A 12,261-nucleotide genomic window follows, 5' to 3' on the forward strand; every position below is an offset into this window, starting at 1 on the left:
GGTTCCGGTGCAAACCGACTGGTCCGTCGTGCTGACCTTCCTGCCCCAGCTTCTGGCCGGGGCGAAGGTCACGCTCCAGATTACCCTTTTCGGCCTTGTCGGCGGCACGCTGCTTGGCGTTCTGGCCGGGCTGATGCGCGCCTATGGCGGGCCGATCCTGAACGCGATCGCCTTCGCCTATGTCGAGCTGATCCGCGGCACGCCGATCGTCGTGCAGGTGATGTTCCTCTATTTCGCGCTGCCGGTGCTGGCGGGGGTGCGGGTCGACCCGATGTCGGCGGCGATCCTGGCCATCGTCGTCAATGCCGGCGCCTATATCGCCGAAATCGTGCGCGGCGCCTTCCTGTCGATCTCGCGCGGGCTGACCGAGGCGGGGCTGGCCATCGGCCTGCCGCATTGGAAGGTGCTGCTCTACATCGTCGGGCCGCTGGCCTTCCGCCGCCTGATCCCGCCGCTTGGCAATCAGTTCATCGTCAGCCTCAAGGACACCTCGCTGTTCATCGTGATCGGCGTGGGCGAGCTGACGCGGACCGGGCAAGAGATCATGGCCGCCAACTTCCGCGCCGTCGAGATCTGGACCGCGGTGGCGGTGTTCTACCTGCTGATGACCGGCAGCCTGACGCTTCTGCTGCGGATGGTGGAAAAACGCATGAGGATCCTGTGAGCATCATCGAATTCCGCCAGACCTCGAAGCATTTCGGCGATCTGAAGGTGCTGGACCAGGTCGACCTGTCCATCGACGCGGGTCAGGTCGTGGTGCTGATCGGCCCCTCGGGTTCCGGCAAGTCCACGCTGCTGCGCTGCATCAACGGGCTGGAGCAGATCACCGGCGGCGACCTGGTCGTGGACGGGATCTCGGTCCGCGAGGGGCGTCGCCGGCTGCAGCAGATCCGGCAGGAGGCCGGGATGGTCTTCCAGCAGTTCAACCTGTTCCCGCAGATGACCGCGCTGGAAAATGTCGCCTTCGGACCGCGCAAGGTCCGCGGCACCCCCGCCGCCGAGGCGCGGGCGCAGGCGCTGGCCCTGCTGGAGAAGGTCGGCCTGAAGGATCGCGCGAGCCACTACCCGTCCGAGCTGTCGGGCGGCCAGCAGCAGCGCGTCGCCATTGCCCGCGCGCTGGCGATCCGGCCCAAGGTGATGCTGTTCGACGAGCCGACCTCGGCGCTGGATCCCGAGTTGAAGCAGGAGGTGCTGTCGGTCATGCGGCAACTGGCGCAGGAAGGCATGACCATGGTCGTCGTCACCCACGAGATGGCCTTCGCGCGGCAGGTCGGCACGCGGCTGATCTTCATGGAGAACGGCAAGATCTCGGTCGATGGCGACCCGCGCGAGATGATCGGCAATCCCCCCAGCGGGCGGCTCAGGGACTTCCTGCAACATGTTGAATAAACGCAGCGATCTTGGCTGGATCCCGATCCGCGGCGATGCGCGCGCGCGCGGTGTCGCCCTGGGCCGCGCCGGGCGCGATGCGGTGCATCGCGACCTGCTGTCCTGCGACTACTGGCGGCGCGTCACCGACCCGGCCCTCGCCCCGCGCGTCGCCGCGATGGCCCGGCTGACCGGGCGGCATTTCCCGCAGGTCCTGGCCGAGATCGAGGGGCTGGCCGAGGGGCTGGGCCTGCCCTTTGCCCCGGTCATGGCCTGGAACTGCCGGGGCGACCTGCTGGCCTCGGTTCCCGATGGCTGCACCACGGTGATGCTGCCGGGCCGCCAGCCGGTCATCGCCCATAACGAGGACGGCCTGCCCTTCTTCCGCGGCGATTGCTTCATCGCCGATGTCGCCGCCGAGGACGCGCCGGGTTTCCGCGCCTTCTGCTATCCCGGCTCGATCCCCGGCCATACGCTGGCCTTCACGGATGCCGGGCTGGTGCAGGCGGTCAACAATATCCGCCTGCGCGGCGCGGCGCCGGGCCTGCCGCGCATGGTGCTGGGACGGGCGGTGCTGGGCATGGCATCGGCGGACCAGGCGGTGGCGCTGCTGCGGGCGCATCCGGCGGCCGGCGGTTTCCACTTCACGCTTTGCGACCAGGGCGAGCGCCGGCTGCTGTCGGTGGAATTCGGCAATGGCCGGGTCTCGGTGCGGGAAATCGCCGCACCCGCGCTGCACGCCAACCACGCCCTGCACCTGGCGGCGAAGGGGCAGATCGTCACCCGCTCATCCGCCGACCGGCAGGCGCGGGGCGAGGCATTGCTGGCGAAGGGCGCCGATCCGCTGACGCTGCTGCGCGACACCGGCGGGGACGGGCTGCCGATCCGCCGGGACGCGCCGGACGATCCCGATCACGAAAACACCCTTGCCACAGCGCTGTTCCGGGTTGCAGAAAACGGTATCGAATGGAGCATCCATGACCGCAGCACCGGAGCCCCGGCCTATCGCGGCCTCACCGCCCGCGACACTGTCTGAACTGCGCGACCTCGCCGTGGCGATCTCGCGCGGCGAGGCGCAGGTGACGCTTGGCGCCAAGACCCATTCGGCGCTTGGCCGGATCCTCGATCTGACCGGCAATCCGGCGCTTCTGTCGATCACCACGCTGGCCGAGGTGCTGGGCGTCCATCCCTCGACCCTGACGCGGCTGGCGACGGCGCTCGGCTATTCCGGCTTTCCCGCCCTGCAGAAGGTGCTGCTGTCGGCCTCGATGGCCGCGCCGGGCGAGTTCTACTCGCGCCAGGCCCGCGCGGCCCTGGAAACGGGCAGCTCTTCCCGCGCGCAGGCGGCACGGCTTTGCAGGGAAAATCAGGCGAATATCGACCGTTTCCTCGACGGTTTCGAGGAACGGTCCTTCGAGGCGGCGGTCGAGATGATCATGTCGGCGCCGCGGGTGGCCGTCTACGGGATCCGCCAGTTCCATGCCGTCGCCAGCTTCCTGGTCTACGGGCTGCGGATGATCCGCTCGGACGTGTCGCTGATCGATTCGAACAGTCTTGGCGTGGCGGAAAGCCTGTCGATGATGGGGGATGGCGATGTGCTGGTCTCGGCCAGCTGCGCGCCCTATTCGCGGCAGGTGGTCGATGTCGCCGCCGCCGCGCGCCGCAACGGCCTGTCGACCGTGGCGATCACCGACCGGGCCAGCTCGCCCCTGGTCGATTCATCCTGCGCGGCGATCCTCTGCCCGCATGACTCCAGCTTCCTGTCGAACAGCATCGGCGCCTTCATGGTCGCGACCGAATGCCTGATCAATGCCTGCGCCGCCGCCCGCCCCGAGGCCGCCCGTCGCGCCCTGCGCGAACGCGACCGCATGATCGCCGAGATGGGGGTCGAACGGGACGGCTAGAGCATCCCGTCATGCGCCCGAACGGCGTTGCAGGAGGCTCGGTCGCCCTGCTGGCAGGCGGCGCGCAGCTCTCCGATGGACCTGGGCCCCGAACTGGTGGTCGTGGTCCCCGAGGACGCACAGGCGGCAAGAACGAGCGTGCAGGCAATGAGGATATGTCGCATCATGTCCTATCGTCCCTTGAACGTTTCGCGAGAGTCAAGCCACAGCCTTCTCTGCGGCGCGGCATGAGGCCGTGCCGCAGGAAGCGCGGGCGGTCAGGTCAGCCACATGACGCCGCCGATCAGGGCGGTCAGGGCGACGATCAGGATCAGCCAGTGCAGCAGCGTGGTTTTCAGGCTTTGCTGCGGTTGCGGCTGCGGTGTCGGCTGGGATTGCCGCTTGTCGGGATCTTTCATCCGTCGTCTCGTGCGTTTGCTTGGTCGGAAGCGCCCGCGGACCGGCCGGGGCGCGCGCGATTGCCGGGCCGGCCGGGACCGATGGCGGCCCACGCGGATGCGCGGCCGGCACGGCGTGACGGATGGCCGGGCGCGCATGGCGCGACGGCAGCAGCGCGATCCGGGGCGGCCGGTCCCGAAAATCGCCGGTCGCGGGAACCAGGGCCGGCCCGTCCTGGGGATGGGCGGCGGGCTTGGCCGGTGTCGGATTGCGAAGCGAGATCAAGCCGTTATCGGCCTTGGCCCGGATCGCCTCTTCCGCGGGACCCCAATCCCCCGGCAGCCTCGGGACCGCGCCCAGGGCAAGGCCAAGCGCCAGCAGCAGGACCAGGACGGCCCTGCCCGCGGCAAGGGGGTGATCGCTGCGCTGGCGCCTCACGGCATGGGTCCCGCTCTATGTCCCGAGGCCGTCAGTTTGGCGTTTCGCGGGCCGATTTCAACTGTGGATCGAACAGGTCGGGCAATCCGCTGGCGCGCATGGCCCGCAACTCGTCCGCCGCGCCCGACAGGCCGGGCAGCAGCGGCAGCAGCGCGGCCTGGATCGAATGGTAGATATCCGGCTTGCCGGCGAACTGGCGGCCCAAGGGCCGGTCGTCCTCGTCGATCTCGGGGATCCAGCCGCCATGCCGGGCATCGATGAACAGCCTCTCGGCGGCCTGCCAGAACATCAGATAGTCGCCGGCCACGTCCTCTCCGGCCTTCAGCAGCGCCGCAGAGGCGCCGATCGCCTCGGTGACGGGCCACCAATAGCGGTCGCGGCGCAGGGGCTGGCCGTCCAGATCGACCGTATAGAGGATCCCGCCCCGCGCCTTGTCCCAGCCGTCCGCCAGCGCCCGCTGGTAAAGCCGCCCGGCCCAGTCGGGCAGGGTCGCGTCGCGACGGCCGTCCAGGTCCCAGGCCTGCAGCAGCAGGCGGGCAAGCTCGAAGGAATGGCCGGGGGTGGTGCCGCGCGGGCGGAACATCGGATTGCCCTCATAGGCGGGGTCGATCCGCCAGCCCTCGGTGTAATGTTCGGGCAGCCGCCAGTCATGGGCGGCGCCGATCCGGCCGATGAAGAAGTCGAAGATGCCGCGCGCCCGGCGCAGGAAGGCCTGGTCGCCGGTCGCCTCGGCGGCGGCCAGCAGCGCCTCGGACATGTGCATGTTCGCATTCATGCCGCGATAGTCCGAGATCCTGCGCCAGTCGCGGGCATATTCCTCGGTCATGCGGGCGTTGTCGTGGTCCCAGAAACGCGCCTCGATCACCTCGCAGATATCGGCCAGCAGCCGGTCGGCATCGGGATGGCCCGCCTGTTTCGCGCTGGCCGCCGCCAGCAGGACGAAGGCATGGCCATAGGCCAGCTTCTGCCCGTCCGCGACCATGCCCCCCGGCGCGAAGGACCACATATAGCCGCCATGCGTGCGGTCGCGATGCAGTTCCCACAGCGCGCGCATCCCGTGATCGACCATGCGGTCGGCCCCCCTGATCCCCAGCAGATGGGCAAGGGCGAAGGAATGGACCATGCGGGTCGTGGCATGCAGTTCGCGCGGCGCGCCGGGGATCGGGGCGCCGGTAACGTCCTGCGCGTGAAAGCCGCCGGCGGGATCAAGGCTCTCGCCGAAGAAGCGGAACTGCCGGGCGGCGTCCTGCAGAAGATAGCGCCGATGGGCCTCGGTCCCCCACCAGGGTCCGCTTGTCGGCACTTGTTCGGGTCGGGTCATCGTTCTGCCTCGCTGATGGGATATTCGCCGGCGACAAGCGGCGGCGCGGATTGCAGATGCCGAAGCTGGTCGGGCGGTTCGCCGGCGATGGCGCGCAGAAGCATTCGGCCCATCAGCTCGCCTGCCTCGGTCAGGTCCTCGAAGATGCTGTCGAAACGCGGCCGGATGATGTCGGCCATGCCCGAGGTGTGCTTCATCACCAGGTGGCAGTCCCCTGCCCGGCCGGAATCGGCGCAGGCCGCATGGACGGCCATGGCGCTGACCTCGCCGGGGCAGACGAAGCCGTCGGGCAGCGCGTCGCGGGCGATCAGGTCCAGGACATGGGCGCGCAGGGCCTGCGGCGGGTCGTCCAGCGTCACGCCCGACAGGACCTGCCCCTCGATCCCGGCCTCGCCGCAGGCGCGCAGGAAACCCATGCGCAGATGCTGGGCGAAGGTCATGCCCTCGGGCGCGGGGATCAGGCAGGGGCGCCGCGCGCCGCGGGCGATCAGCCGCGCGGCGGCCGCATGGGCGAAGCCGAAATTGTCGAAATCGACGAAGGGATGCGGCGTCGCAAGCTCGGTCCGGCCGTGGCTGATGAAGGGGAAGCCGTGTTCCAGCATCATCCGCACCCGCAGGTCGTCGGGCCGGGTGCGCGAGATGATCAGCCCGTCGGCCAGCCGGTTGCGCAGCACGTTCTCGATCGGCTCGGCCGGCGGGCGGTCGGCATAGTTGGGCATCACCACCAGGTGATAGGGCGTGCCCCGCAAGGCCCGCGTAAGCCCGCGGATCATCGAGGAGCCGTAGCCCAGGATCTCCTCGTGCGGGTTCAGCAGGAAGGCGATGACATTGGTGCGCCCGGTGCGCAGCCGCTGCGCGGCGCGGTCGGGGGAATAGCCGATCTGGCGGGCGATCTCCTGCACCCGGCTGCGGGTCTCGGGCGCGATTCGCGGGTCGTCGGACAGCGCGCGCGACACCGTCGTCACCGCCAGCCCCGCCATCGAGGCGACCGTGCGCAGCGTCGGCCTGTCGCGTTTGACCATGTTTCCCCCTCCGATGCGATTCGCGCGATTATGCAACGATTTAAACGGCATCCTGCCGCCGCATCCTGCCCCAGCGTCATTCTTGATACATTTAATACCCTGAATTTCAACAATCAAATATTCTGCCGCCCTCCACAAGCGGGCTTGACAGGCGGTCGATTTAAAACGTTATAAATGTGGCGCCGGTGTGGAGGCCGGCACAGGGAGACTGAAAATGCGTAAAATCTTGCTGGCCGGCACGGCCATTTCCCTCCTGGCAAGCGCCGGAGCCTTCGCCGAGGAAAGCGTCGAGGTGCTGCACTGGTGGACCGCCGGCGGCGAGGCGGCGGCGCTGAACGTGCTGAAGGACGATCTGGCGTCGAAGGACGTCGCCTGGCGCGACATGCCGGTCGCCGGCGGCTCGGGCGTGCAGGCGATGACCGCGCTTCGGGCGCGGGTGACGGCGGGCGATCCGCCGACCGCCGTGCAGATGCTGGGCTTCGACATCCGCGACTGGGCCGAGATGGGCGTGCTGGGCAACCTGGACGACCTGGCCGCCGAACAGGGCTGGGCCGAGGTGATCCCCGAGGCGATCCAGGCCTTCTCGAAATATGACGACCAGTGGATCGCGGCGCCGGTCAACGTCCATTCGACCAACTGGCTGTGGATCAACAAGGCGGCGCTGGACGCCGCGGGCGGCGAGACGCCCGAGGACATGGACGGGCTGTTCGCCATGCTGGACGCCTTCCAGGAACAGGGCATCACGCCGCTGGCCCATGGCGGGCAGCCCTGGCAGGACGGCACGCTGTGGGAATCGGTCGTGCTGTCGCGGGGCGGCATGGATTTCTACCGCCAGGCCGTGCTGGAGGCCGATGCAGAGGCGCTTGGCGGCGACACCATGCGGCAGGTCTTCGACGACATGACGAAGCTACGCAGCTATTTCGACGGCAGCTTCTCGGGGCGCGACTGGAACCTCGCCTCGGCCATGGTGATCGAGGGCCAGGCCGGCGCGCAGCAGATGGGCGACTGGGCCAAGGGCGAATTCCTGCGCGCCGAACAGGTGCCGGGCGAGGATTTCGTCTGCATCCGCTTCCCCGGCACGCAGGGCTCGATCCTGTTCAACTCGGACCAGTTCGTGATGTTCGACCTGGGCGACGAGGAAAAGCGCAGCGCGCAGCTGAAGATGGCCGCGGCGGTGATGGACCCGTCCTTCCAGATCGCCTTCAACACCGTCAAGGGCTCGGTTCCCGCGCGCACCGACGTGCCGGATGCCGATTTCGACGATTGCGGCAAGAAGGGCATGGCCGACCTGGCCGAGGCGGCCGAGGCCGGCACGCTGGCGGGCTCGCTGGCCCATGGCCACGGCCAGCCCTCGTCGGTCAAGGAAGCGGTCTTCGACGTCGTGACCCAGCACCTGAACGGCCAGATCTCGACCGATGAGGCGCTGACCCGCCTGCCGCAGGCCGTGGCTGCGGCGCAGTAACCGACACGCCCGGACCGTCACTGGTCCGGGCGCCCGCGCATCCCCAAGGAACCCCCATGGCCACGACATCCCCCGGCGCGCTGCGCCGCCTGCAGGACTGGCTGCCGCGTCTGGTTCTGGCGCCCTCCTTCGCGCTGGTGCTGGTCTTCGTCTATGGCTTCATCGTCTGGACGGCGGTGCTGTCGATGTCCACCTCGCGGATCCTGCCGGTCTACAAATGGGCCGGCTTCGACGCCTACGAGCGGCTGTTCGCGCAGCCGAACTGGTGGATGGCGCTGAAGAACCTGGCGATCTTCGGCTCGCTCTACATCATCGTCTGCATCGCGCTGGGGCTGTTCCTGGCGATCCTTTTGGACCAGAGGATCCGCATCGAGGGCGTGCTGCGCCCGATCTATCTCTATCCGATGGCGCTGTCCTTCGTCGTCACCGGGACGGCGTGGAAATGGTTCCTCAATCCGGGCATGGGATTTCAGAACACCGTGCGCGGCTGGGGCTGGGAAAGCTTCACCTTCGACTGGCTGGTGCGGCCCGACATGGCCATCTATACCGTCGCCATCGCCGGGATCTGGCAGGCCTCGGGCTTCGTCATGGCGATGTTCCTGGCCGGCCTGCGCGGCATCGACAGCGAGATGCTGAAGGCCGCCACCGTCGACGGCGCCTCGACCTTCACCATCTATCGCCGCATCGTCATCCCGCTCTTGCGCCCGGCCTTCCTGTCGGCGGTGATCGTGCTGGCGCATATGGCGATCAAGTCCTATGACCTGGTGATCGCGCTGACCGGCGGCGGGCCCGGAAACGCGACCGAGCTGCCCTCGACCTTCATGTATTCCTATACCTTCACCCGCAGCCAGATGGCGGTGGGCTCGGCCTCGGCCATGATCATGCTGATGGGCATCGCCGCGATCATGGTCCCCTATCTCTATTCCGAACTGCGGGAGGAGAAGCGATGAGCGCGCGCGAAATGGCCATCGCCACCGCCGCCGGCCCGTCGCGGCTGAACCGGGTGGTGATCTACGGGTTGCTCTTGATCTTCGCGGCGATGTATCTGCTGCCGCTGTTCGTGATGCTGACCACCTCGTTCAAGTCGCTGGACGAGATCCGCGGCGGCGACATCCTCGCCCTGCCCGCCGATCCGACCATCCAGCCCTGGCTGCGCGCCTGGGGCAGCGCCTGCATCGGCGTCACCTGCGACGGCATCAAGGGCTATTTCTGGAACTCGATCAAGATGGTGGTTCCGGCGGTGCTGATCTCGACCGCGCTGGGGGCGCTGAACGGCTATGTGCTGACCAAATGGCGCTTCCGGGGCCACAAGCTCGTCTTCGGGCTGATGCTGTTCGCCTGCTTCATCCCCTTTCAGTCGGTGCTGATCCCGATGGCGCGGGTGCTGGGGCAGCTGGGCCTGTCGAACACGACCGCCGGGCTGGTGCTGGTCCATGTCGTCTATGGCATCGGCTTCACGACCCTGTTCTTCCGCAACTATTACGAGGCCTTCCCGACCGAGCTGATCCATTCCGCGCAGATGGACGGGGCGGGCTTCTTCACCATCTTCCGGCGCATCCTGCTGCCGTCCTCGGCCCCGATCATCGTCGTCTGCGTAATCTACCAGTTCACCAATATCTGGAACGACTTCCTGTTCGGCGTGTCCTTCGCCTCGGGGGAAAGCGCGCCGATGACGGTGGCGCTGAACAACCTCGTCGCCTCGTCGACCGGGGTCAAGGAATACAATGTGGACATGGCGGCGGCGGTGATCGCGGCCCTGCCCACGCTGATCGTCTATGTCGTCGCGGGCCGCTATTTCATGCGCGGCCTGATGGCGGGCGCTGTCAAGGGATAGGTCATGGCTTTCATCGAAATCGAGCGGCTGGAGCGCAGCATCGGCGCCCACAACATCCTGAAGGGCATCGACGTCTCGCTGGACAAGGGCGGGTTCCTGGTGCTGCTGGGACCGTCGGGCTGCGGGAAATCGACGCTGCTCAATGCCATCGCCGGGCTGCAGCCGCCCACCGCGGGCGATATCCGCATCGATGGCGACAGCGTGGTCGGCCTGCATCCCTCGAAGCGCGACATCGCCATGGTGTTCCAGTCCTACGCGCTCTATCCGAACATGACGGTCGGGCAGAACATCGGCTTTCCGCTGGAGATGGCCGGCATCCCCAAGGCGCAGCGCGAGGCCGACATCGCCACCGTCGCCCGCACGCTGCAGATCGGGCACCTGCTGGACCGCCGCCCCGCGCAATTGTCGGGCGGGCAGCGCCAGCGCGTCGCCATGGCCCGCGCGCTGGTCAGGAAGCCGCGCCTGTTTCTGTTCGACGAGCCGCTGTCGAACCTCGACGCCAAGCTGCGGGTCGAGGTCCGGGCCGAGATCAAGCGCCTGCACCAGCAGACCGGCGCGACGATCATCTATGTCACCCATGACCAGATCGAGGCGATGACCCTGGCCACCCAGATCGTCGTGATGAAAGAGGGCGAGATCCAGCAGACCGGCACCCCGGCCGAGATCTACAACAGGCCCGCCAACATGTTCGTGGCCGATTTCATGGGCTCTCCGCCGATGAACATGCTGCCCGGACAGGTGGCCGAGGACGGTGCGCATCTGATCCCCGAGGCGGCCCCCGACACGCCCCTGCCCCTGCCCGCGCCCCTGGCGCCGGGCCGCAAGGTGGTGCTGGGCATCCGGCCCGAGAATATCGGCGACGACCCCACCGGCGCGGTGCCGCTGCGGCTGGACCTGCCGGTCGAGATCGTCGAGCCGACCGGCTCGGACGTGTTCCTGTGGCTGCGGCTGGGCTCGGCGCTGCTGACCGCCCGCCTGCCCGGCAACGCCCAGCCGCCGGTCGGCGCGCCCTATCCGGTCGCCTTCGACATGACCCGCGCGGTTGTCTTCGATGCCGACAGCCGGCAGCGGATCGCCTGAACCTGTATAGGCAATGATACCCAGCAGACATGCCGGGCGGGCACGGCTAGAAAATTTCCAAGGACAGTCGGAAGGATCGGTCGTCTGCACCCGTCTGCTCGGCCCCCCGCGCGCATGACTCCTCCCCCTTTGCGCGCGGGGGCCCAAATCCCCGAACATATCGCGGCGGCGTTTTGACGGCTGGAAGGGCGCGCCCGGCTGGGATAGACAACGGCCATGGAAAAGATCCACCTGCCCGAGCGCCCGCATTGGCGCGACACCGCGAAGGAAGCCGGCTTCACCTTCGCCGACATGCATGGCCAGCCCTATTGGGACGAGGCGTCGGCCTATCGTTTCTCGCTGCGCCAGGTCGAGAACGATATCGAGGATCCCGCGACCGAGCTTCACGCCATGTGCCGCGAGGCGGTGGCCGAGATCACCGCCAGCGAGGAACTGATGGCGCGGCTGGGCATCCCGGACGAGCATCGCGATCTGGTCGCCGACAGTTGGCGCCGGAACGAGCCCGAGATCTATGGCCGGATGGACCTGGCCTATGACGGAAGAAGCCCGGCCAAGCTGCTGGAATACAACGCGGATACGCCGACCTCCCTCTATGAGAGCGCCGCCTTCCAGTGGCAATGGCTGGAGGACCAGCTGGCGGCGGGCGTGCTGCCCGAGGGCACCGACCAGTTCAACGGCATCCACGAGGCGCTGGTCGCCCGCTTCGGCGATCTGTTCGAATCCGGCACGCATCTGCATTTCACCGCCGCCGCCGGCAATCCCGAGGATTACGCCACGGTCGAGGCGATGGGCTGGGCCGCGCGCGAGGCGGGCCTGGGCGCGCATTACAGCGACCTGGACAAGATCGGCCTCAGCGACGAGGGCCAGTTCCTGGACACGGAAGACCGCGTGATCGGGACGCTGTTCAAGCTCTATCCCTGGGAGGATCTGCTGCGCGACGACTATGCGCGCCATATCAAGGGCGCGGGCTGCATGTTCCTGGAACCGGCATGGAAGGCGCTGGTGTCGAACAAGGGGCTGCTGCCGGTGCTGTGGCAGAAATTCGAGGGCCATCCGAACCTGCTGCCCGCCTTCTTCGCCGATGACGTGGCCGATGCGCTGGTCGGGGGCGGCAGGCCGGTCCCGGCCGTGGCCGCGGCCTTCGAGCGGGCGGCGGACCAGATCCGGCGCGGCCATGTGGTCAAGCCGATCTTCTCGCGCGAGGGGGCCTCGGTCAGCATCGTCGAGAACGGCACGGTCACCGAGGCCTCGCCCAGCAACGACTACGACCAGCATCCGCGCGTGGTCCAGGCCTATGCCGCCCTGCCCGAATTCGACGGCTTCCGCCCGGTGGTCGGCGCCTGGATCGTCGGCCATGCCTGCACCGGCATGGGCCTGCGCGAGGACCGGCTGCGCATCACGCAGGACCTGTCGCGCTTCAAGCCGCATTTCATCGCCGACTGACCCGGCCAAGG

The 12,261-nt window shown here is 68.1% G+C and carries 12 protein-coding genes; 9 read left to right on the top strand and 3 right to left on the bottom strand.

All coding sequences use genetic code 11. The features are described from left to right. The first annotated feature begins 7 nt into the window (after positions 1 to 7). Genes glnP through C9E82_RS10140 form a run of 4 tightly spaced genes read left to right on the top strand, consistent with a single transcriptional unit; the run spans position 8 to position 3,272 of the window. Positions 8 to 664 (top strand): glutamine ABC transporter permease GlnP, encoded by a 657-nt coding sequence (gene glnP / locus C9E82_RS10125; protein ID WP_119898990.1) that lies wholly within the window; start codon positions 8 to 10, stop codon positions 662 to 664. Then, positions 661 to 1,389 carry a glutamine ABC transporter ATP-binding protein GlnQ gene (gene glnQ / locus C9E82_RS10130; protein WP_119898951.1) on the top strand — a complete coding sequence of 243 codons (729 nt, stop codon included), beginning with the start codon at positions 661 to 663 and terminating at the stop codon, positions 1,387 to 1,389. The genes glnP and glnQ overlap by 4 nt, the downstream gene beginning before the upstream one ends. Continuing rightward, positions 1,379 to 2,404, top strand: coding sequence for a C45 family autoproteolytic acyltransferase/hydolase (locus tag C9E82_RS10135; RefSeq protein WP_119898949.1), 1,026 nt, complete (start codon positions 1,379 to 1,381; stop codon positions 2,402 to 2,404). Before glnQ ends, C9E82_RS10135 begins: the two co-directional genes overlap by 11 nt. Beyond that, positions 2,346 to 3,272 carry a MurR/RpiR family transcriptional regulator gene (locus C9E82_RS10140; protein ID WP_119898947.1) on the top strand — a complete coding sequence of 309 codons (927 nt, stop codon included), beginning with the start codon at positions 2,346 to 2,348 and terminating at the stop codon, positions 3,270 to 3,272. The genes C9E82_RS10135 and C9E82_RS10140 overlap by 59 nt, the downstream gene beginning before the upstream one ends. A gap of 257 nt (positions 3,273 to 3,529) precedes the next feature. On the opposite strand, the gene C9E82_RS24480 is transcribed toward C9E82_RS10140, so the two are convergent. From C9E82_RS24480 to C9E82_RS10150, 3 genes are all read right to left on the bottom strand, one after another. Further along, a complete protein-coding gene (locus C9E82_RS24480; RefSeq protein ID WP_170162111.1) occupies positions 3,530 to 3,670 on the bottom strand; it encodes a hypothetical protein in 141 nt (46 codons plus the stop codon). A gap of 449 nt (positions 3,671 to 4,119) precedes the next feature. After that, positions 4,120 to 5,409, bottom strand: a complete 1,290-nt coding sequence (locus tag C9E82_RS10145) for an AGE family epimerase/isomerase (protein WP_119898944.1) — start codon at positions 5,407 to 5,409, stop codon at positions 4,120 to 4,122. After that, positions 5,406 to 6,431: a LacI family transcriptional regulator gene (locus C9E82_RS10150; protein WP_119898942.1), complete on the bottom strand. Its 1,026-nt coding sequence runs from the start codon at positions 6,429 to 6,431 to the stop codon at positions 5,406 to 5,408. Before C9E82_RS10150 ends, C9E82_RS10145 begins: the two co-directional genes overlap by 4 nt. A gap of 214 nt (positions 6,432 to 6,645) precedes the next feature. On the opposite strand from C9E82_RS10150, the gene C9E82_RS10155 reads away from it, so the two are divergent. The 5 genes from C9E82_RS10155 to C9E82_RS10175 all read left to right on the top strand — a co-directional run bounded on the left by C9E82_RS10155 (position 6,646) and on the right by C9E82_RS10175 (position 12,250). Further along, entirely contained in the window at positions 6,646 to 7,893 is a 1,248-nt protein-coding gene (locus C9E82_RS10155) for an ABC transporter substrate-binding protein (protein WP_119898940.1), read from the top strand. Between the two features lie 56 nt (positions 7,894 to 7,949). After that, a complete protein-coding gene (locus tag C9E82_RS10160) occupies positions 7,950 to 8,843 on the top strand; it encodes a carbohydrate ABC transporter permease (protein WP_119898937.1) in 894 nt (297 codons plus the stop codon). Between the two features lie 11 nt (positions 8,844 to 8,854). Beyond that, entirely contained in the window at positions 8,855 to 9,727 is an 873-nt protein-coding gene (locus C9E82_RS10165; protein WP_205962195.1) for a carbohydrate ABC transporter permease, read from the top strand. Positions 9,728 to 9,730: 3 nt separating this feature from the next. Next, a complete protein-coding gene (locus C9E82_RS10170) occupies positions 9,731 to 10,807 on the top strand; it encodes an ABC transporter ATP-binding protein (protein ID WP_122449255.1) in 1,077 nt (358 codons plus the stop codon). Positions 10,808 to 11,023: 216 nt separating this feature from the next. Further along, positions 11,024 to 12,250 (top strand): glutathionylspermidine synthase family protein, encoded by a 1,227-nt coding sequence (locus C9E82_RS10175; RefSeq protein ID WP_119900099.1) that lies wholly within the window; start codon positions 11,024 to 11,026, stop codon positions 12,248 to 12,250. The last annotated feature ends 11 nt before the right edge of the window (positions 12,251 to 12,261 follow it).

It is taken from the genome of Paracoccus sigandri (genome assembly GCF_003709565.1).
Taxonomy (GTDB): Bacteria; Pseudomonadota; Alphaproteobacteria; order Rhodobacterales; family Rhodobacteraceae; genus Paracoccus; species Paracoccus siganidrum.